The 20,352-nt window shown below is 25.9% G+C and carries 20 protein-coding genes, 1 tRNA gene and 1 pseudogene; 7 read left to right on the forward strand and 15 right to left on the reverse strand.

What is annotated here, in order from left to right; all coding sequences use genetic code 11:
- Positions 1–41: 41 nt before the first annotated feature.
- The 10 genes from BLBBGE_RS02035 to BLBBGE_RS02075 form a co-directional block, all read right to left on the reverse strand.
- On the reverse strand, positions 42–488 hold the full coding sequence (locus BLBBGE_RS02035) for a FixH family protein (RefSeq protein WP_012840936.1): 447 nt from the start codon (positions 486–488) through the stop codon (positions 42–44).
- A gap of 73 nt (positions 489–561) precedes the next feature.
- Positions 562–1,446, reverse strand: a complete 885-nt coding sequence (locus BLBBGE_RS02040; protein ID WP_012840937.1) for a cbb3-type cytochrome c oxidase N-terminal domain-containing protein — start codon at positions 1,444–1,446, stop codon at positions 562–564.
- On the reverse strand, positions 1,436–1,636 hold the full coding sequence (locus BLBBGE_RS02045; protein WP_041936767.1) for a CcoQ/FixQ family Cbb3-type cytochrome c oxidase assembly chaperone: 201 nt from the start codon (positions 1,634–1,636) through the stop codon (positions 1,436–1,438). Before BLBBGE_RS02045 ends, BLBBGE_RS02040 begins: the two co-directional genes overlap by 11 nt.
- A gap of 7 nt (positions 1,637–1,643) precedes the next feature.
- On the reverse strand, positions 1,644–3,839 hold the full coding sequence (ccoN, locus tag BLBBGE_RS02050; protein WP_012840939.1) for a cytochrome-c oxidase, cbb3-type subunit I: 2,196 nt from the start codon (positions 3,837–3,839) through the stop codon (positions 1,644–1,646).
- A 10-nt stretch (positions 3,840–3,849) separates the two neighbouring features.
- On the reverse strand, positions 3,850–3,999 hold the full coding sequence (gene ccoS, locus BLBBGE_RS02055) for a cbb3-type cytochrome oxidase assembly protein CcoS (protein ID WP_041936707.1): 150 nt from the start codon (positions 3,997–3,999) through the stop codon (positions 3,850–3,852).
- A 35-nt stretch (positions 4,000–4,034) separates the two neighbouring features.
- Positions 4,035–6,266: an HAD-IC family P-type ATPase gene (locus BLBBGE_RS02060; RefSeq protein ID WP_012840940.1), complete on the reverse strand. Its 2,232-nt coding sequence runs from the start codon at positions 6,264–6,266 to the stop codon at positions 4,035–4,037.
- 23 nt (positions 6,267–6,289) lie between these two features.
- Positions 6,290–6,679 (reverse strand): glycine cleavage system protein GcvH, encoded by a 390-nt coding sequence (gcvH, locus tag BLBBGE_RS02065; RefSeq protein ID WP_012840941.1) that lies wholly within the window; start codon positions 6,677–6,679, stop codon positions 6,290–6,292.
- A 16-nt stretch (positions 6,680–6,695) separates the two neighbouring features.
- Complete coding sequence (locus tag BLBBGE_RS02070; protein WP_012840942.1) at positions 6,696–7,382, reverse strand: glucosaminidase domain-containing protein; 687 nt, start codon at positions 7,380–7,382, stop codon at positions 6,696–6,698.
- 62 nt (positions 7,383–7,444) lie between these two features.
- Positions 7,445–7,588 (reverse strand): hypothetical protein, encoded by a 144-nt coding sequence (locus tag BLBBGE_RS03205; protein ID WP_167884937.1) that lies wholly within the window; start codon positions 7,586–7,588, stop codon positions 7,445–7,447.
- The gene (locus tag BLBBGE_RS02075; RefSeq protein WP_012840943.1) at positions 7,573–9,243 is read right to left on the reverse strand and encodes a putative porin; all 1,671 of its coding nucleotides are present in this window, start codon (positions 9,241–9,243) and stop codon (positions 7,573–7,575) included. The genes BLBBGE_RS03205 and BLBBGE_RS02075 overlap by 16 nt, the downstream gene beginning before the upstream one ends.
- Before the next feature lie 193 nt (positions 9,244–9,436).
- On the opposite strand from BLBBGE_RS02075, the gene BLBBGE_RS02080 reads away from it, so the two are divergent.
- The 6 genes and pseudogenes from BLBBGE_RS02080 (at position 9,437) to trpA (ending at position 15,802) form a co-directional block, all read left to right on the forward strand.
- Positions 9,437–10,846, forward strand: coding sequence for an anthranilate synthase component I family protein (locus BLBBGE_RS02080; protein WP_012840944.1), 1,410 nt, complete (start codon positions 9,437–9,439; stop codon positions 10,844–10,846).
- Between the two features lie 3 nt (positions 10,847–10,849).
- Positions 10,850–11,427, forward strand: a pseudogene (locus BLBBGE_RS02085) (aminodeoxychorismate/anthranilate synthase component II).
- Between the two features lie 2 nt (positions 11,428–11,429).
- Positions 11,430–12,434 (forward strand): anthranilate phosphoribosyltransferase, encoded by a 1,005-nt coding sequence (gene trpD, locus BLBBGE_RS02090; protein WP_041936771.1) that lies wholly within the window; start codon positions 11,430–11,432, stop codon positions 12,432–12,434.
- Positions 12,431–13,216 carry an indole-3-glycerol phosphate synthase TrpC gene (gene trpC, locus BLBBGE_RS02095; protein WP_012840947.1) on the forward strand — a complete coding sequence of 262 codons (786 nt, stop codon included), beginning with the start codon at positions 12,431–12,433 and terminating at the stop codon, positions 13,214–13,216. The genes trpD and trpC overlap by 4 nt, the downstream gene beginning before the upstream one ends.
- 2 nt (positions 13,217–13,218) lie before the next feature.
- Positions 13,219–15,045 carry a bifunctional phosphoribosylanthranilate isomerase/tryptophan synthase subunit beta gene (locus BLBBGE_RS02100; protein ID WP_149030174.1) on the forward strand — a complete coding sequence of 609 codons (1,827 nt, stop codon included), beginning with the start codon at positions 13,219–13,221 and terminating at the stop codon, positions 15,043–15,045.
- Positions 15,029–15,802, forward strand: coding sequence for a tryptophan synthase subunit alpha (gene trpA / locus BLBBGE_RS02105; protein WP_012840949.1), 774 nt, complete (start codon positions 15,029–15,031; stop codon positions 15,800–15,802). Before BLBBGE_RS02100 ends, trpA begins: the two co-directional genes overlap by 17 nt.
- Here the strand turns inward: trpA and BLBBGE_RS02110 are convergent.
- From BLBBGE_RS02110 to BLBBGE_RS02125, 4 genes are read right to left on the reverse strand one after another with little or no spacing between them, the layout of a single operon-like run.
- Positions 15,792–16,448 (reverse strand): YggS family pyridoxal phosphate-dependent enzyme, encoded by a 657-nt coding sequence (locus tag BLBBGE_RS02110; RefSeq protein WP_012840950.1) that lies wholly within the window; start codon positions 16,446–16,448, stop codon positions 15,792–15,794. The genes trpA and BLBBGE_RS02110 overlap by 11 nt on opposite strands.
- Positions 16,435–17,514, reverse strand: coding sequence for a 3-phosphoserine/phosphohydroxythreonine transaminase (gene serC / locus BLBBGE_RS02115; protein WP_052295599.1), 1,080 nt, complete (start codon positions 17,512–17,514; stop codon positions 16,435–16,437). The genes BLBBGE_RS02110 and serC overlap by 14 nt, the downstream gene beginning before the upstream one ends.
- 31 nt (positions 17,515–17,545) lie before the next feature.
- Positions 17,546–18,916, reverse strand: a complete 1,371-nt coding sequence (tilS, locus tag BLBBGE_RS02120) for a tRNA lysidine(34) synthetase TilS (RefSeq protein WP_012840952.1) — start codon at positions 18,914–18,916, stop codon at positions 17,546–17,548.
- Positions 18,913–19,428, reverse strand: coding sequence for a shikimate kinase (locus tag BLBBGE_RS02125; protein ID WP_012840953.1), 516 nt, complete (start codon positions 19,426–19,428; stop codon positions 18,913–18,915). The genes tilS and BLBBGE_RS02125 overlap by 4 nt, the downstream gene beginning before the upstream one ends.
- Before the next feature lie 46 nt (positions 19,429–19,474).
- Here BLBBGE_RS02125 and BLBBGE_RS02130 point away from each other — a divergent pair.
- A tRNA-Lys gene (locus BLBBGE_RS02130) sits at positions 19,475–19,547 on the forward strand.
- Between the two features lie 9 nt (positions 19,548–19,556).
- On the opposite strand, the gene BLBBGE_RS02135 is transcribed toward BLBBGE_RS02130, so the two are convergent.
- Positions 19,557–20,318 (reverse strand): exodeoxyribonuclease III, encoded by a 762-nt coding sequence (locus BLBBGE_RS02135; protein WP_012840954.1) that lies wholly within the window; start codon positions 20,316–20,318, stop codon positions 19,557–19,559.
- Positions 20,319–20,352: the final 34 nt, after the last annotated feature.

Raw genomic sequence — 20,352 nt, forward strand, 5'->3', positions numbered from 1 at the left:
TAATTTTGAAATAGATACAGGATTGATGAAAAAAAATATTCTCATTTCCAAATGATATCTTTTTCGAAGAAATATTTTTTACCTGATTTCCACCTGATTATAAGTTTATAATATCCTTTTTTCAAAAATTTTTTAGGAATAAATAATATTTTTTTTGAAGATTTCAATATTTTGAAAGATTTTGTTAAATCCAAATCTTTAGAAGATGATCTAAATAAAGTAAAAAATCCATAAAAATTATCATTAATAGGTGGAAATAGAATTTCAACTCCAGAAGATAAAATGGAAATTTTTATTTTCTTAGGAAGTTCTAACACATTTTTTTTTTCATTTATAATTTCTTGATATTTCATTTCTTCTTCATAATATCTATCTGATACAAGTTGGCTTCCTACATGTGGAAAAAAAAAGGCGATATAAATAATAAAGATTATAAAAAAAACCAAAGATAACACAATTCCGGTATCCCAATTGAATTTTATTTTCATAATTCAAATTTTATTTGAGGAAAACTATAATGCTAAAAATCGAAATGTATAACAATCTATAGTAGAACATCATTTATATCTTGCTCCATTCTGTTATTTTTTTTCCTTGTGGAGCTTTAGATGTTAAAGGTTTTTTAGATTTTTGATTAATAAAATAAACATAACTAGATATTTTTTCAATATCGTTTCCTTTAATTTCTCCTGATTTTCCAAAAGCTCGCATAGTCGGATTATTATCGCTTCCATTCCATATGATAGAAAAAATGTTTTTAAATAAATTTTTTTCTTTCGTATTGATCCAATAATCATCTGTTAAATTAGGTCCTATATTTCCACTTCCATCTGATTGATGACAAGTAGCACAATTTTCATCAAAAAGAGTTTTCCCACTATCAATTAAATTTTCCTTAAAACAAGCATTTTCTATAGTTACTTGTGGAGTATTTTTTTCAAAAATTTCTATTTGTTTCAACTGATTCTTATAAGCTATTTCATATTCTTTATAAGGGTTAGAAAAATCCATGAATAAATAAGAAAAAAAATAAATTGCGGAAAAAATAATTGTCATATAAAAAAGATGGATCCACCACATTGGTAATCTATTATCTAATTCTATAATTCCATCAAATCCATGATCTATTTTTTTTACTCCATCATTCATTTTTTTAGGATCATGAAATATAAATTTATAAAGTCTGTAAAAATAGTTCCCTTCGTTTTCTTCAAAGATTTTTATCCTTTCTTTTTCTTCGATAGATTGTAATTTTTTTCTAAAAATCAAACTATTAACAAATTCTAAAATCCATAACAATATTGTAGTTACAATCAAAAAAGAAATTGTAATAGGATGAACTAAATAATAAATATGATTATAACTTCTAAAAAAGACATAGAACATAAATATTATAATAGATAAAAAAGAAGGAATCATAATAAAAGAAGGAATTCTAGATCTCATAATTTTTTCTTTTTTTTTCTTCTTCTAATTCTAAAGGGATTGAACTGATTTTTTCATAATATTTTTTCGGTTTTGAAAACACAAAAAATAAAATCAAAAAGAAAACCAATAAAAATAAAATTAACATAATAGATTGAAAAATTCCTACATTTATTTCTTTTGTAAAATACTGTTTAAAAAAACTTATCATTAATTTTTTAAGATTTAATATCTGTTCCAATCCTTTGTAAATAAGCAATAAGAGCTATAATTTCTCTTTTATCTAAAGGGATAAATTTTTCTTTTTCCACTTTTTTTTGTCGATTCATTTCTATTTCCAAACTTGGAAACTCTTTATATATGTCAGATACAATTTTATTTGCTTGACGATCCATATCTTGATTTACATTTTTTATATCTTTTAAAGTATATGGAACTCCTAATTTGATCATTGCTTTTATTTTTTTTTCTGTATTAGACCTATCCAATTTATTATAAATTAACCAAGGATATCTTGGCATAATGGATCCAGGTGAAGTAGATCTAGGGTTATACATATGATTATAATGCCAAGAATTAGGATTTTTCCCTCCTTCTCTGGCTAAATCTGGTCCTGTTCGTTTAGATCCCCAAAGAAATGGATGATCATATACAAACTCTCCTGCTTTAGAATATTCTCCATAACGAACAACCTCATCTCTAAATGGACGGACTTGTGCACTATGACAAGCATTACACCCTTCTCTAACAAATAAATCTCTCCCTTCCAATTCAAGCGCCTTATAAGGTTTTACATTATGAATAGTAGGAACATTAGATTTAATCACTAAAGTAGGAATGATTTCTATAAATCCTCCAATAGCTACTGCGATAAAGGAAAGAACTGTTAATTGTATTGGTTTTCTTTCTAACCAACTGTGAAACTTTTCATTTTTCTCTTTTATATTTTCTCCATAAAATGGATCGCATTTGAATTTCTCATTATCAATTGAATAACCTTTTTGAATCGTTTTAAAAATATTAAAAATCATTAAAACAAAACCTAAAAAATAAATCATACCACCTATAAATCTTATTTTATAAAATGGAATGATGGATAATACTGAATCTAAAAAATTTTTATAAGCTAAAGTTCCATCAGGATTGAATTTTTTCCACATCATAGATTGTAATATAGATCCAAAATACATTGGAAAAATGTACAATACAATTCCTAAAACACCTAACCAAAAATGGATATTAGCTAATGATATAGAGTATAATTTAGTATTCCACATTTTTTGTGTAAGCCAATATATAACTCCAAAAGCCATAAACCCGTTCCATCCTAAAGTTCCTAAATGAACATGAGCTATAATCCAATCTGTAAAATGTCCAATAGAATTCAAAGTTTTAGTAGCAAGCATCGGTCCTTCAAAAGTAGCCATTCCATAACAAGTAATTCCCACTACAAAAAATTTCAAAATAGGATTTTTTTTAACTTGATTCCAATCTCCTCTTAATGTAAGTAATCCATTCAACATTCCACCCCAAGAAGGAGCAATTAACATGATTGAAAAAATAGTTCCTAACATTTGAGCCCAATTGGGAAGAGATGTATACATTAAATGATGAGGACCAGCCCATATATATACAAATATTAAGGACCAAAAATGAATAATAGAAAGTTTATAAGAAAAAATAGGCTGATTAGATGCTTTAGGGACAAAATAATACATCAATCCTAGTATAGGGGTAGTCAAAATAAATGCAACAGCATTATGTCCATACCACCATTGCATTAAAGCATCTTGTACTCCAGCATATATAGAATAACTCTTAAAAGATAAAAGAGATATAGGTAACTCAAGATTGTTAAATAAATGCAACATCGCTACAGCAACCCATGTTCCTAACAAAAACCAAATACTGACATATAAATGTTTGATTCTTCTTTTTAAAATAGTTCCTATCATATTAATTCCATAAACAATCCAAATAAAAAAGATCCCTATATCTATAGGCCACTCATGTTCTGCATACTCTTTACTAGTGTTAATTCCTAATAAAAAAGTAATCCAAGTGGAAAAAATAAATATTTGCCATCCCCAAAAATGAATCCAACTAAGAGTATCACTAAAAACTCTAGTCTTTAATAAACGTTGCAAAGCATAGTAATATCCTGTAAAAATTATATTTCCAACAAAAGCGAAAACAGCAGTACTTGTATGTAGCATTCTCCATCGACCAAACCCCATAATCCCTTGAGTATCCTTCAGTTTGTTTCCAAAAATCAATTCAGGAATATCAGGATAAAACAACAACAAGGCTACAAATAATCCGGCTAAAAATCCAATAAAAGCCCAAAACATAGTAGCGTATAGAAAAGCTTTTACAATACGGTTATTGTAATAATATGATGTATTTAATTTCATTAGAAAATCATTATTTGTTTTCAATATCATCGATCAAAATCCTAATTCTAGGAGATTCAAAATCATCAAATTGTCCAGAATAAAGACCAATTAAAAAAAATATGAGAAAAAGTGCTCCTAAAGAAATACTAGATAATATCATAATAATTAATATATCCATAAGACAAAAATTTCAAATTTAGAATTTTTTTGAAGCTAAAATATAAATCGTCGTGAAACGATCCAAGTAGATATTATGGAAAAAAAAACAACAGAAAAGGAACTTAAAGGCATTAGAATAGCTGCTATAAAAGGTTTTAAATTCCCGGTTACAGCAAAATAAATCCCTATAATATTATAAAATAAACTGATCATAAAATTGACAATCACTAGTTTGCTAGATATTTTGGATATCTTTAAAAATAAGAAAATTTTATTCAAACAATCAGATTGCAAAAATGCATCACAATTTGGAAAAAAACTAGTTGGATTTTCAGATACAGCAACCCCTACTTCACTTCTACTTAAAGCTGCACAATCATTAATGCCATCTCCAAACATCATGATTTTTTCTCCCTTTTTTTGTAATTTTTTAACATAATTTAGTTTATTTTCTGGACTCTGATTAAAAAGGACTTTACCAGTCTTAGGTAAAATAGATTTCAAGTAATTTTTTTCTAATTCATTTTTATCTCCAGAAAGAATAATTATTTTATACTCTTTCAAATTTTGAAATATTTTTTTTATACCTTTCCGATAATAATTTCTAAATAAAAAATAACCTACAAACTTATTATTTATAGAAATAAAAACTGTTGTTTGATTTCTATCTTTTATTTTTTTTGTAATTCCTAAATATTCTTTAGATCCAATTTTAACCGGTATATTTTTTATGACTCCTTCTAATCCTTTTCCCATTATTTCTTTAAAATTCTTTATAGAATAAAAATCTTTGATAGATAATTCTGATAATATTCTTTGACTTAGAGGATGAATAGAGTTTTTTAATAAAGATGCTACAATTTTTTTTTCCTCATATTTCATGTTTCCTATAAAAAATATTTTTTCTTTATTTGGATCCGTTATAGTTCCTGTCTTATCAAAAATTAAAGTTTTTATTGCAGAGATTCTTTCCATTGTAAAAATATCTTTTATATAAAAACTTTTTTTAGAGAAAAATCGTATGATATTTCCAAATATCAATGGAGTAGAAAGTACCAAGGCACAAGGACAAGTGATAATTAAAACAGAAAAAGTGGTCTGAAATATTTTTGAAATATCGTTGTTTAAGTACCAATAAATTCCACTCATTATAGAAATGATCAAAATAGCAGGAGTAAAATATTGACTGAATTGAGTGGATATTGAATTTAAATAAAATAATTTTTTATGATGATTAGATTGGTTTTTATTCCATAATAAACTCAAATAACTATGATCTACATTCTTAATGACTTTCAAAAAAATAGCTTCTCCTTTTTGTTTAGAACCAGCATAAACTCGATCTCCTATTTTTTTATTTATTAAATGAGATTCGCCAGTAATAAAACTGTTATCCAATACAGCATTTCCTTTTATAAGTATAGAATCGGCAGGAATAATTTCTTCATTCCTAATTAAAATAATATCTCCTTTTTTCAAAGAAGAAAGCAAAATTTTTTCTTCTTTTTCATTTTTCTCATGTATTCTTGTCATTAAAACGGGATAAAAAGATTTATAATTTTTGTCAAAAGAAAGAATTTTATTATGAGTATGAATTTGAAATATTCTGCTTACAAGTAGAAATAAAGAAAAACTAGAAATGCTATCGAAATAGCCAGAACCTAAATCAAAAAAAATTTCGTAACAGCTCCATAAAAAAAGAACTAATATTCCTATGGAAATAGGAACATCTATATTCAAAACATGTTTTTTGAATCCTAAAATGGCATATTTTACATGATCTTTAAGAGAAAATATTACAACTGGTAAAGATAAAATGAACATGAGATAATGAAAAAAGTTTCTATTTTCTAAAAACCATGCATCTTGATAGGCTCCAACATATCCTGGAATAGCCAAAAGCATAATATTTGCAAAACAAAAAAAGGAAATAGCTAATTTTCCTATTAATTTTCTGTCAAATGTGTTATTGATTTTTCTTTTTTCTATTGATTCAAAATTAATAGAAGGTCTATACCCCATGTCATCAAGGAGTCTAGCTAAACTACTTAGTTTGAATTCTACATTATTAAATGTTATCCAAATTTGTTTACTGGAAAAGTCAACAGTAGATTCTAGAATATTTTTATGAAACTTCGATAAAGTCTCTAAAACAAGAACACAAGAACTACAATGAATAGAAGGGATTAAAAAGCGAACAGTTGTAATATTATTATGATTGAAATCAATTAATTTTTCTGCAATTTTTTTATCATCAAGAAAATCAAAAAAATCATGTTTTTTCATAATAAATTCTAATTAATTATTAATTAGGTTTTTTGTATATACTGTTTGTATTCTTGCGAAGACATTAATTTATTATACTCTTCTATATATAAGACTTCTATTAGGAGAATCCATCCTTCGTCATAAGAACTTTTATTAATAAGTTCTGGTTCGGATAATAATTTTTTGTTAATTTCAAGAATACAACCTGAAACAGGCATAAATAAATCAGAAACGGTTTTTACCGCTTCAATTGTGCCAAAAGGATCTCCTTCTTTGATTTTTTTTCCTATAATGGAATCTTCTACATCTAGATAAACAATATCTCCCAATTCATTTTGGGCAAAATGAGTAATTCCCACATAAGCTTTTTTTTGGATATCTAATCTTATCCACTCATGATTTTTACTGTACTTTAAATTATTAGGGTTCATAGTAATATATTTTTAATTATTTTATAATAAAACAAGGACTTGTTTTTGTACAGTTCAATTTTTTCTTAATGAGAAGAAAAATTTTATAAACAAGATCTATTTTTTTCTTGAAAAAAGAATCGCTTTTTTTATTTTTTTGCATGATAGATGTTAAGTATAAGTTTATTTTTTTCTCTATACCACAAGAATTCTCTTCATCAAACTTCCACAGTAGGTACTTTTCTATCTGATCAATTAATAAATCTGCGTAATTTAATGATGTAGCATAACCTGCTTGTTTAAGTTCTGCAGCCCAAGATTGATAATCATTTTTTTTTAAAAGAAATAATTTATAATAACGCGGCTGTTGTAAAAATCTTGAGTGATCCTGAAAAGATTCTCGTACAGAATTATATTTTCTAAAACATTCTTTTGGAAGATCATCATCATGGTAATAAATATCTCCCATCCAATTTTTTCCACATTTAATTCCAAAATGATTATTCGTTGCTTTGGATAATGAGCTGTTTCCACAAGAAGATTCTAAAATTCCTTGTCCTAATTTGATACTAGCTGGTATTCCAAATTTTTCCATTTCTTCTACAGCAAAAACAGCATATTTTTTAATGTATTCAATGACATTTTCTATTTCTTTTGTTTCTTTTGAAAAAGATGAAAAAAAATACATCAAAAAGAATAATATAAAATAAAAAAAATTTTTCATTTTTATTAACTTAATGATGGATAAAATTACGTTTTTTTATAAAAATTTAGAAATTTTTGAAATCAAGTAAAAAGAGTCCATAAAAAACCAGCTCTAATAAATAATTCTTTTTTGTTGATAGGATTATCTATGAAATGAAATCCTATGTTTTTAATACTCAGATAAAACACAGTTCTATGTATTTTAAGATTTAAAAAATAATCCATAAAAGGAGACCCTCCAATTTGATTAGGTGAACATTCCTTTTCAGAAGAAAAAATATGAATATCGAAAGGATAATAAATTTTTGATAATAAAAATTGCTAAAATAATGAATAGAAAAACCTGTTTTCATTGATAAGGCATTATTTAAATAATGATCTTGATAAAAAATTGTATTTCTTGATAAAATACTTGGAATTGAAAAAATCAATGGATCAGAGTTGTATTTTTGATACAAAAAAAGATTGTTAAGTTGAAGTTTCCATATGTTGTGTGTTGTTTCGACTTTGAAACTGTACAATTGAATTTGCTTACGATATAGAAATTTTTCCATTTCTTTTTTTTCATTTCGAAACAAATGGTCCAATCTAGATACAGAAAGAGAAAAATGATAATTCTTATCGTCAAATAAAGAAAGATCTACTGTTTTTTCTTTATCAAAAACCAGCATGTTTTTTCGTTGATTATTGTAGCAATCTTCATTTTTTTTTAAAATATACAGATGAATAAAATCTGGAGAAATTCCTTTATTTTCAGAAAAATACAATTGAGTTGAAAATTGAAATTTTGAAAATAAAAATGTGTTGAATTTCATATTCATCTGTAAGTAAGGTTTTTTTAAATTATTATACTCCATTATACCGGATGAATGAAATGCGAAAATATTATTGATAGGATAATTTATTTGAGTTTCTATGAAGAAATTGTTTATATCCCTGTTTTTAGGAATGATTCTATGGCGATATTCATTGATTGAAAATATTTTATAATGTATCTTATCAAAAATGGATCCTACTTCTACATCTAATTTGTTTTTCTTAAACATTAAAAAAAAACCGTTTTTCAAATAAAAATGATTGATTTTATTTTTTTGTTCAGCAATAAAATGACTTTTGGAATATTTCTCATATTCTACATAAGTTTTTAAAAAAAAAGATTGATTTTCTTTTAAAGAAAAAATTTTTTGAATAAAATTTATGTAAAATCTATTATGAATAAATTTTTTTTGATCGAAAAAAACATTTTTATAATTTTTAACATTGTTCCATTTTATGATTTTTTCTTTTTCTTTGATGTAAAATTTTTGCTGAATATAATGCCCCCATAATTTATGATTATAATCATCTTGATCCTGAAAACTGAAAGTAGTTAATAAAAAATTTTTATTTTTTTCAAAACTAAGTTCGTTTTTTAAATTTAAGTTTCTATATTCTATAGAATAATTGATTTTTTCATTTGGACTCTGAGAAAAAAAAACACCCAATCCTCTTTCTTTAAAAAAGTCACTTTCATAAAAAATTTCTGATATAGGAGTTTTTACATCAAAGTATTGAATCTTGTCAATAGAAAAAAAAGGATCCTTAAAAAAAAGCATTTTTTGATGATGATTTATTTGTACAATATTTCTATGAGGAATTAAAAAATTGTTTCCGTTTCCTTTATTATAAAAAAATCCAAAACTATCATGTTTAAAAAAATTATGAGAATAATATTTTTGAATCGAAAAAGATTCTAATAAAGTTTTTTTGATATTATTTTCTTCTGTCCAGAATTTGTAATCCTGAAAAGTAGGATGATAAATATCTATCCCTTTTTTTTCTGTACTAGGTTTCAAATAAGGATATATAAGAAACAAAAAAGAAAAAATGAATATTTTCATACAATTGAATTATAAATTGCACTATTTATAATTAATATCCATGGATATGAAAAATTTATTTATATTTGCATAAGGTAAATGTCATTTCTAAAGTAAATGGTATTCTAATTGAGGGTAGATGTTATCCCAACAATATTTGCGAGGCTTGTCTTTATGACGGCCTTTTTTTCATCATGTAAAAATACCATAAGCCATGTTTAAATTTAATTTTAGAACTATTCAGAAAAAAATTTTAGCTGATAGTACTACACCAATAGAATTATATTTAAAACTAAGAGATATATTTCCAAATACATTATTATTAGAATTTTCTGACTATCAAATTTTCAAAAATAATTCTTCGATTCTTTGCATTAATCCAATTTCGGAACTTATTCTAGATAAAAATGTATTACGAATATCATATCCAAATTGTGTTCATAAACATATTTTCATCAATGATCGATTGGACATACAAATTTTAATTGAGGATTTTTTTAAGAAATTTGAAAATGAAAATACTTCTATTTTTTATTCCGGATTATACGGATATATATCTTATGACAGTATTCAATATTTTGAAAATATTCAATTTCATACTCCAATTAAAGAAATATACAATATTCCGCAAATGCGGTTTGGTTTTTATAAAAATCTAATTGTATTTCGTCATTTTCACAATGAAATTCATTTGATAGAACATCAATTCATTAATGCAGAGGAAACAACTTATATTAATCAATTGATAGAATTAATAAAAAAGAAAAATTTTCCTTCTTTTCCATTTAAATCTGTAGGAAGTCGTTCTTCAAATGTTACGGATATAGAATATAAAAAAATGGTATCTCAAGGAATCAAAGCTTGTTTACGAGGAGATGTTTTTCAAATAGTATTATCTAGACAGTTTCAACAAAAATTTACAGGAGATGAATTTAATGTATATCGTGCTTTACGATTTATCAATCCTTCTCCATATCTTTTTTATTTTGATTATGGAAACTATAAATTATTTGGTTCTTCTCCAGAATCCCAATTGATTATTGATGATAAAATAGCTTACATCAATCCAATAGCAGGAACTATACGAAGATCGGGAAATAAAGATAAGGATAAAAAATTATCTGAAAACCTTTCTGAGAATCCAAAAGAAAATGCAGAACACGTCATGTTAGTAGATTTAGCAAGAAATGATTTGAGTAAAAATTCTTCCAATGTAAAAGTAGAAGTCTTCAAAGAAATTCAAGTTTTTTCTCATGTACTGCATATGGTATCCAAAGTTTCTGGAAAATTGGAAGAAGACATATCGATTATAAAAGTGTTTGGAGATACTTTTCCAGCAGGAACTTTATCAGGAGCTCCTAAGTATAAAGCAATGGAGTTGATAGATAAAATAGAAAATCAACATAGAGGAGTTTATGGAGGAGCTATTGGTTTTTTTGGATTGAATAATTCTTGTATCAATACCGCTATAGTTATTCGTTCTTTTGTGAGTAAAAATAATACTCTTTTTTTTCAAGCTGGCGCAGGAATTGTTTCTGATTCTAAAGAAGAAAAAGAGTTAGAAGAAGTAAATAATAAGCTTATGGCCTTATTTAAAGCTATAGAGTTAGCTAAAAATATATGAAGTATTATGAATAAAATACTGATTTTGGATAATTATGATTCTTTTACTTATAATCTTGTTCATGCTGTAAAAAAATTAACAAAAAATCCCGTAGAAGTATCTAGAAATAATGAAATTCAACTTTCTGATATAGAAAAATATAACAAGATTATTCTTTCTCCAGGCCCTGGAATTCCAGATGAAGCACATATTCTAAAACCTTTAGTAAAGACTTTTGCTTCTACTAAAAGTATTTTTGGAGTTTGTTTGGGGCAACAAGCTATAGGAGAAGTATTTGGAGCTACTCTTCTGAATACAAAGGAAGTTTATCATGGAATAGCTAGTTTGATCAAAATTGTGGATCCAAAAGAAATTATTTTTCAAAAATTACCTAGAGAAATCAAGGTAGGTCGTTATCATTCTTGGATTATATCTCCACAAAATTTTCCTGAAGAACTTCAGATTACAGCTATTGGAGATAAAGGAGAAATTATGGCTTTACGTCATAAATTTTATGATGTTCGTGGAGTTCAATTTCATCCAGAATCCATTTTGACTCCATATGGAGAAAAATAATAAATAATTGGCTGAAAATGAAGTAAATATGAAAAAAACATTAGAAAATCTTTTTTCAGAAAAAACTTTAACAAAACAGCAGGCCAAGAATCTTATTATAGAATTATCAAAAGGAAAAATCAATAAGACTCAAGCAATTGCTCTAGCTACTATATATAACATGAGGCCTCCTACTTTAGAAGAAATAGTAGGGTTTCGACAAGCATTAATAGAATTATGTATAAAAGTCGATCTCACGGAATTCAATGCGGTTGATATAGTAGGAACAGGTGGAGATAGAAAAAACACTTTTAATATATCAACCTTGGCATGTTTTGTAGTTGCAGGGGCAGGAGAAAAAGTAATCAAACATGGAAGTTTTAGTTCTTCTTCAACAACTGGATCTTCAAATCTATTAGAAGGTTTAGGATATCATTTTACTAATAAAGAAGAAAATTTAAAAAATCAGTTGGATAAAGTTGGAATTTGTTATTTACATGCACCTATATTTCATCCGGCTTTAAATATTGTATCTGTAGCAAGAAAAGAATTAGGAATTAAAACTATTTTTAACACACTTGGACCATTGATCAATCCTGGAAAACCAAAAAATCAATTGTTAGGGGTTCATAATTTAGAATTAGCCAGAATTTATTATTATATGTACCAACATACAAAAAACAAAAACAATTATGCTATTGTTCATAGCTTAGATGGCTATGATGAAATAACGCTTACTAGTGATGTAAAATGTTACTCTCCAAAAGGAGAACGATTTTATTCTATAGAAGAATTAGGTATAGGTAAAAATAAGATAAAAATCAATCCTGATGAATTAAAAGGAGGAAAAAATACAGAAGAAAATATTCGTATATTCATTAATGTTTTATCAGGAGAAGGAACTTCGTCTCAAAATGAAGTAGTTTTGATAAATGCGACATTTGCATTAAGTTTATTGAATCAAGATAGTTTGGAAAATAATTATGATAAGGCAAAACGATCTTTAAAAAGTGGAAAAGCAAAGAATATTCTCAAAAAATTATTGAATTTATGAATATTCTTGAAAAAATAGTATCTGTTAAACAAAAAGAAGTCTCCAGAAACAGAGTTATTCGTCCTATAAAAGAATTGGAAAAGAGTCTCTTTTTTAAAAGAAACATTTTTTCTTTAGTGAAAAGACTAAAGGATAGCAAAACTGGTATAATTGCAGAATTTAAGTCAAAATCGCCTTCTAAAGGAGTTATCAATAATTTTGTTTCAGTAGAAAAAGTTGCCAAGGATTATGAATCTTCAGGGGTTTGTGGAATATCTATTCTTACAGATCAGAATTTTTTTTCTGGTAAAAATGAAGATTTAGAAAAATCACGTTCTATAGTTTCTATCCCTATACTAAGAAAAGATTTTATTATAGATGAATATCAAATTATAGAATCTAAATCTGTAGGAGCTGATGTGATATTGTTGATTGCTAGTATTCTTTCTAAAAATCAAATAAAAAACTTTTCAAAGTTAGCAAAAAGTATTGATTTAGAAACTATTATTGAAATCCACAATGAATTTGAAATCGATAAAATAACAGAGAATTTAGATATTATAGGAATTAACAATCGAAATTTGCAAACTTTTATTGTAGATTATAATAATTGTTTGAAATTATCTTCAAAAATTCCTAACAATTATACAAAGATAGCCGAAAGTGGAATAAATGATGTAAATCATATTTTTGAATTAAGAAAACAAGGGTTTAAAGGCTTTTTAATTGGAGAATATTTTATGAAAAGAAAAGATCCTGGAGAATTTTGTAAAAAATTTATAAAATCTTTATTGTCATTATGATTATGAAATGCAAATCATTAAAAATAAAAATATGTGGAATGAAATTCAATATACAAGAAATTTCAGATTTTTTACCTGATTTTATGGGTTTTATATTTTATCCTAATTCTCCCAGATTTGTGGGGATTGATTTTTTGATTCCAAAATTAAAAAAAAAAGTATTCAAAACTGGAGTTTTTGTAAATGAATCAGAAAAAAATGTATTGAAAATCAGTCAAAAGAATCAATTGGATTTTATTCAATTGCATGGAACAGAAAGTCCTTTTTATTGTGAAAAATTATTCAAAAAAAGATTAAAATTAATTAAAGCTTTTAGAATAGATGATTTTTTTTCTTTTAAAAACGTTGTAGATTACATTCCTTTTTGTACTTATTTTCTATTTGATAATAATACAATCAACTATGGAGGGAGCGGAAAAAAATTTTGTTGGGAAAAACTTGATGAATATAATTTTAAAATTCCATTTTTTTTAAGTGGAGGAATTGGAATAAAAGATTTTGATAAAATTAAAAATTTTTCACATTCAAAAATATTTGGAATTGATATAAACAGTCGATTTGAAATATTTCCAGGAAAAAAAGACGATATAGCGTTAAATACCTTTATAAAAAAAAATAAGAGAATTATGAAATATTTTGTTGATAAAAATGGGTATTATGGAGAATTTGGAGGAGCTTTTATTCCTGAAATGTTGCATCATAATATAACAGAATTACAAGATCAATATAAAAAATTCATTACAAGTTTTGAATTTCAAAAATTGTATAAAAAAATACTAAAAAATTATGCAGGAAGACCTACTCCTTTATTTTTTTGCAAAAAATATTCTGATAAATATAAAGCTAAAATTTATCTAAAAAGAGAAGATTTGAATCACACAGGATCGCATAAAATTAATAATTCTATAGGACAAGCATTGTTGGCAAAACAATTGGGAAAAAAAAAGATTATTGCTGAAACTGGAGCTGGACAACATGGAGTCGCTACTGCTACTACTTGTGCATTAATGAATTTAGAATGTATTATTTTTATGGGAGAAACGGATATACACCGTCAATATACTAATGTTCTTAGAATGAAATCTCTTGGGGCCAAAGTGATTCCTGTTTGTAGTGGAGATAAAACACTGAAAGATGCGGTAAATGAAGCTATTCGTTATTGGATAAGCCATCCAGAAAGTTATTATTTAATAGGGTCTACAGTTGGACCTCATCCTTATCCTCAAATGGTTGCAGATATTCAATCTATTATTAGTGAAGAAATTAAAATTCAGTTAAAAGAAAAGGAAGGATCTTCTTTTCCTAATTATGTAGTTGCTTGCATAGGAGGTGGAAGTAATGCAGCTGGATCTTTTTATCATTTTTTGGATAACGATTCCGTGAATCTAGTAGCAGTAGAAGCCGCAGGATTAGGAGTGAATACAAAAAAAACAGCAGCATCTATTCACTGTGGATCTAGAGGAATATTACATGGAAGTATGACTATGCTATTGCAAAATGAAGATGGTCAAGTTCTTCCTGCTCATTCTATATCTGCTGGATTAGATTATCCGGGAATAGGCCCTATGTTTGCTAATCTTTTTGTAAAAAAACGTGTTAATTTTTTGCATTCCACAGATGAAGAAGCTTTGCAGGCAGGATATGAATTGACCAGATTAGAAGGAATCATTCCAGCTTTGGAAAGTTCTCATGCATTAGCTGCACTCAAAAACATCCCATTTAAAAAAATGGATGTGGTAGTTGTCACTCTATCTGGAAGAGGTGACAAAGATATCAATGTTTATGATAAATTTTTTACAAAATTCTCAGGCGATGAACAAAATACATGATTTATTCAGAAATAAAAGTGAAAACATATTATGCATTTATTTTACAGCGGGATATCCTAATGTAAACAGCACAGTAAAAATAATAAAAATATTGCAGAATCTTCCTGTTGACTTAATAGAAATAGGGATTCCTTATTCTGATCCTTTGGCAGATGGAATGATTATTCAAAAAAGCAATCAAACCTCTCTGAATAACGGAATGAATGTTTCTTTATTATTTTCTCAAATCAAACAATTTAAAAAAGAAATCAAAATTCCTATTCTTCTTATGGGATATTACAATCAATTTTATAAGTTTGGAGAAGAAAAATTTTTGAAAAAATGTAAGGAATCAGGAATTTCTGGATTAATTATTCCAGATCTTCCTGTTGATTTGTTCGTTAAAAAATATCAAAATTTGTTTAAAAAGTATTTATTATCAATGATATTTTTGATCACTACACAAACGGATTCATCTAGAGTTTTCATGTTAAGTCAAATAACTGATGGTTTTTTATACTTGGTTTCTTCTAATTCAACAACAGGAAAAGTTGATAATTTTTTTGGGAAAGAACAAATATCTTTTTTTGAACGTATAAAAAAACTGTCTATAAACATTCCTAAATTGATTGGTTTTGGAATCAATAACAGAGAAACTTTTGATTTTTCATGTCAATATGCAAATGGAGGAATTATTGGAAGTTCTTTTATTCAATCATTAAATGAAAATCAATTAGAAGAAAGCATAAAAAAATATATAAAATTTATTAGAGAATAGATTTTTTTCTATTTCCAAAAATAGAAGTTCCTAAACGAACAATCGTACTTCCATATTGGATTGCTATATTATAATCTCTACTCATTCCCATGGATAGTATATAAAATCCATATTTTTTTTGACATTTATCATAGAACTTGCGTAAATATCCAAATTCATTGTGGATTTTCGTAAGTTCTTGAAAAGAGGCCATCCCCATTATTCCTACTATTTTCACGTTTTTCATTGATTGATAAGTTTTGTTTTCCAATATGTCATAAAACTCTTGATCGGTTATTCCCGATTTACTTTTTTCGTTGCAAATTTTTATTTGCAAAAGACAATTGATTCTTCTACCATATTTTAACGCAATTTTATTTATTAATTGAATTTGTTCTAATTTTTGAACACTATGAATTAAATGAATAAAAGGGATTATATACTTCAATTTATTACTTTGAATTCTTCCAATCATGTGCCAACGGATATCTTTTGGTAATTTTTTATACTTATCCATCATTTCTTGAACATAATTTTCTCCAAAATCTTTATGTCCTAATTTGTATAATTTTTCGATAGAAGAGACATTTTGATTTTTAGAAACTGCTACAATTTTTATATTTTTTGGAATTAATCTTCTTATGGAAAAGAATCTATTTTCTATCATGACGTCTTTCAAATTCTTTCATGATTTCAATTAAAAATTGAACACTTTCCAATGGAAGAGCATTGTATATGCTAGCTCTATAGCCTCCTAAAAATCTATGTCCTTCCAATCCTACTATGTTTTCTTTTTTCCACATTTTATTAAATTCTTTTTCTAGTTTTTTATCTTTTAAAAAAAAGGAAACGTTCATATCAGAACGATCTTCTTCATGTATTTTATTTTCAAATAAATTATTATTATCTATTTCATTATATAATAATTTAGCTTTGTGTTGATTTTGTTTTTCTAAAACAGAAAGACCCCCTTTGTTTTTTATCCATTCTAAAGTTAACATGGAAGTATAAATAGAAAAAACGTTTGGAGTATTTAAAATACTTTTATTTTGTATATGGATTTTATAATCCATATAAGAAGGAATGTTTCTAATGTTTCTTTTAATTTTCCCTAAAATATTTTTTTTGATTATCACAATAGTCATTCCAGCAGAACTTACGTTTTTCTGTGCAGAAGCATAAATTAAACTGAATTGGCAGAAATTTAATTTTCTACTAAAAATATCGGAAGACATATCACAAACTATTGGAACAGAAGTTTTAGGAAATATTTTCATTTGTGTTCCAACAATAGTATTATTAGATGTACAATGAAAATAATCTACATTACATGGAATTTGATAATGTTTTGATATGTGTGTATAGTTTTGGTTTTTTCCGGAAAAAAGAATTTTTACTTTCCCAAATTTTCTTGCTTCCTTAATAGCATTTTTGGCCCAAAATCCTGTATCTAAATAAGCGGCTTCCTGATCCATTAAATTATATGGAATCATTGAAAATTGCAAGCTGGCTCCTCCTTGAAGAAATAAAATAGCATAATCATCATTCAAATTCATTACTTGTTTTACTAAACAAGTTGTTTTTTCTATTATTTCTAAAAAATCTATACTTCTATGAGAAATCTCAAGTAAAGATAAACCGGAACCATTAAAATCAATTACAGATTGAGCTGATTTTCTGATAACTTCTTTGGGTAAAATAGAAGGGCCTGCATTGAAATTATGTATTTTCATAAATAAATAGAACAACTAATTCTTTTCAAAATTAAAAAAAAATACCAATTGAAATTGTAAGATTCGTAGGTAATAACTCAATTATATTTTTATACCTAATATTTTTTTGTTTTTTTGTTATTTTAAATCTATCATCTAAACGATTTCCTACAACCAAAATAATATCCCCATTTCCATTAATTAATAACCATGTTTGTTCTTTTTCTAAAAGAGAAAATTTTTTTTCTTTATAATACTTGCTTAATTTTTTTTTCCCTTTCATTTTGAAAGGGAAAAAAAAATCTCCCTTCCTCCATGTTCTTAAAAGCAATGGAAATTGAATTTTATCAAAATCTATAAGAAACATTTTCTCTTTCTCTTGATCTTCTTTTTTTGGATTCAAAAGAAACTTCATATCAATGGGTAAGGGTGTTTGAACAACATTTCTTATATCCGGTATAGCATAAGTTTTATTTTCTGATAAAAATTTTCTGTAAACTAAAATCCAATCATTTCTGTTTTTAATAATACGATATTTTTTTGATATAAGTTGCTTCCCCGATTGTGCATAAATAAGATTTTTTAGACTTTTTACATTGTAAAATCCATATGGAGAAAATAATTTGAATAAATAAAAGGATAAAGGTTGCAATTTTTCTATTTTATTACATTTTATTTTCCAAATAAATGGATGATTTTTTTTATCAACTGTAATTTCATGATATACTTTTTTTATTTTTTCTTCTATTAAAAAATTTTCATCATAAAGATGATTTATGGTTTTTTTAAAACCTTTGCAAAAGAAAGATGAGAAATAGGAAAATTTAGATAAAATAAAACGAATTTTATTTCTCAAATATTTAGTTTCCAGATTACTGCTATCCAATCTCCATTTTATATTTTTTATTTTAGCATAATGCAGAATTTCTTCTTTAGTAAAATCGGAAAGAGGACGTATGAATTTTCCATTTTTTTTAGGAATCCCTAACAATCCTTTAATTCCAGTTCCTCTCAAAATATTAAGAAAAAAAGTTTCTATAGAATCATTAAGATGATGCCCTAACACTATGTAGTCGTAATCTATTTTTTTTAACAATTCAAAAAACCAATCATATCTAAGTTTTCTAGCGGCCATTTGTATGGATAATTTATTTTTTTTAGAAAAATTTAAAGTATCAAATCTTTTAACATGACAAATAATGTTTTTTTTTGTACAAAAATTTTTTATAAAAACTTCGTCTTCATCAGATTCTTGATTTCTCAGTGTAAAATTACAATGAGCTACCTCTAATTCAATATTAGAAAGATCAAGTAACAAATTGACTAGCACCATACTATCTAGTCCTCCACTTACAGCAACACATATTTTATTCTTTAATGAAAAATATTTTCTAATTTTTTCTATATGATCATATGTTATCATTTTATAAGAAAATTGATAATTTCTTGTACTACTTCATTTTTAGATTTTTCACTTACATTTATTTTTTCATAAGATTTTTCATAGAAATAAGTTCTTTGTGATAAATGCTTCATAATAAATTGAAACAATTCTTTTTTAGATAAATGAGCAATCAAAGGTCTTGTATTTTTTTCTAAAAATAATCTTTTAAATAAAGTATAACTATCCGTTTTTAAATAAAATGTTTTTGAATATTTATTTAACAAATAAATATTGTTATAAAAACAAGGAGTTCCTCCTCCAACGGACAAAACATATTCATTTTTTTTTTTAAAATTTTTTTTTAACACAAAATGTTCTGTTCTTCTAAAAGAAAGTTCTCCCTTTTTCTTAAAAAGATTATAAATAGAATCTTTTTTTTCTTTAACAAGAATAGCATCTAAATCATAAAAATTTAAATTTATTTTCTTAGACAATTTTTTTCCTATAGAAGTTTTTCCACTTCCCATGTATCCTATTAAAGTGATTTTCATAAAAAAAATAAATTTATAGTATATTTGTTTTTGATTATTTTGATCAGACCTGATAGCTCAGCTGGTAGAGCATTACACTTTTAATGTAAGGGTCCTGGGTTCGAATCCCAGTCAGGTCATTTTTATGATTAATAAATTTCTAAAACAACAGGACAATGATCAGATAATTTTACATCCGATAACAAATAAGCATTCCTAATTTTTTCTTTTAAAGAGGAACTAACCATAACATAATCAATTCTCCAACCTTTGTTATTTTTTCTAGCATTAGAACGATAACTCCACCAACTGTAATGATGGGCTTCTTGAACGCAGTTTCTAAAACTGTCTACAAATCCTAAATTTAGAAAATGAGTCATCCATTCTCTTTCTTCTGGTAAAAAACCCGAAATTTCCTGATGTTTCATGGGGTCATAAATATCTATTTCATGATGACAAATATTGTAATCTCCACAAATAATGAGATGATTGAATTGATTTCTGATTTTTTTCACATGTGAAAAAAAATTTTTCATAAAAAAAAATTTAAAATTCAATCTTTTTTTCATGTTATTTCCTGAAGGAAGATAAAGACTAATTATTGATAGATTTTTCATATCTATGCGTAATACTCTTCCTTCTTGATCAATAGAACTCAATCCTATCCCATACTCCACATGAATGGGTTTCTCTTTACATAAAATCCCTACCCCACTATATCCTTTTTTTTCTGAAGAAAACCAATAATGATTGTATCCCAATTGATCAAAAATATTGGTGTCTATTTGTTCTGGAAAAGCTTTGATCTCTTGTAAACACAAAATATCTGGATTACTGCTTTCAATCCAATCAGATAATCCTTTATTAATTCCAGATCTTATCCCATTTATATTATAACTAATTATTTTCATTTTTAAGTTGTATCATTATTTATTATAAAATATT

This window comes from Blattabacterium sp. (Blattella germanica) str. Bge (genome assembly GCF_000022605.2).
Lineage (GTDB): Bacteria > Bacteroidota > Bacteroidia > Flavobacteriales > Blattabacteriaceae > Blattabacterium.

Bases quoted from the DNA above. Each gene is read 5' to 3' on its own strand.
- BLBBGE_RS02035 (WP_012840936.1), bottom strand. From the start codon at position 488: ATGAAAATAAAATTCAATTGGGATACCGGAATTGTGTTATCTTTGGTT.
- BLBBGE_RS02040 (WP_012840937.1), bottom strand. From the start codon at position 1,446: ATGAGATCTAGAATTCCTTCTTTTATTATGATTCCTTCTTTTTTATCT.
- BLBBGE_RS02045 (WP_041936767.1), bottom strand. From the start codon at position 1,636: ATGATAAGTTTTTTTAAACAGTATTTTACAAAAGAAATAAATGTAGGA.
- ccoN (WP_012840939.1), bottom strand. From the start codon at position 3,839: ATGAAATTAAATACATCATATTATTACAATAACCGTATTGTAAAAGCT.
- ccoS (WP_041936707.1), bottom strand. From the start codon at position 3,999: ATGGATATATTAATTATTATGATATTATCTAGTATTTCTTTAGGAGCA.
- BLBBGE_RS02060 (WP_012840940.1), bottom strand. From the start codon at position 6,266: ATGAAAAAACATGATTTTTTTGATTTTCTTGATGATAAAAAAATTGCA.
- gcvH (WP_012840941.1), bottom strand. From the start codon at position 6,679: ATGAACCCTAATAATTTAAAGTACAGTAAAAATCATGAGTGGATAAGA.
- BLBBGE_RS02070 (WP_012840942.1), bottom strand. From the start codon at position 7,382: ATGAAAAATTTTTTTTATTTTATATTATTCTTTTTGATGTATTTTTTT.
- BLBBGE_RS03205 (WP_167884937.1), bottom strand. From the start codon at position 7,588: ATGGATTATTTTTTAAATCTTAAAATACATAGAACTGTGTTTTATCTG.
- BLBBGE_RS02075 (WP_012840943.1), bottom strand. From the start codon at position 9,243: ATGAAAATATTCATTTTTTCTTTTTTGTTTCTTATATATCCTTATTTG.
- BLBBGE_RS02080 (WP_012840944.1), top strand. From the start codon at position 9,437: ATGTTTAAATTTAATTTTAGAACTATTCAGAAAAAAATTTTAGCTGAT.
- trpD (WP_041936771.1), top strand. From the start codon at position 11,430: ATGAAAAAAACATTAGAAAATCTTTTTTCAGAAAAAACTTTAACAAAA.
- trpC (WP_012840947.1), top strand. From the start codon at position 12,431: ATGAATATTCTTGAAAAAATAGTATCTGTTAAACAAAAAGAAGTCTCC.
- BLBBGE_RS02100 (WP_149030174.1), top strand. From the start codon at position 13,219: ATGAAATGCAAATCATTAAAAATAAAAATATGTGGAATGAAATTCAAT.
- trpA (WP_012840949.1), top strand. From the start codon at position 15,029: ATGAACAAAATACATGATTTATTCAGAAATAAAAGTGAAAACATATTA.
- BLBBGE_RS02110 (WP_012840950.1), bottom strand. From the start codon at position 16,448: ATGATAGAAAATAGATTCTTTTCCATAAGAAGATTAATTCCAAAAAAT.
- serC (WP_052295599.1), bottom strand. From the start codon at position 17,514: ATGAAAATACATAATTTCAATGCAGGCCCTTCTATTTTACCCAAAGAA.
- tilS (WP_012840952.1), bottom strand. From the start codon at position 18,916: ATGATAACATATGATCATATAGAAAAAATTAGAAAATATTTTTCATTA.
- BLBBGE_RS02125 (WP_012840953.1), bottom strand. From the start codon at position 19,428: ATGAAAATCACTTTAATAGGATACATGGGAAGTGGAAAAACTTCTATA.
- BLBBGE_RS02135 (WP_012840954.1), bottom strand. From the start codon at position 20,318: ATGAAAATAATTAGTTATAATATAAATGGGATAAGATCTGGAATTAAT.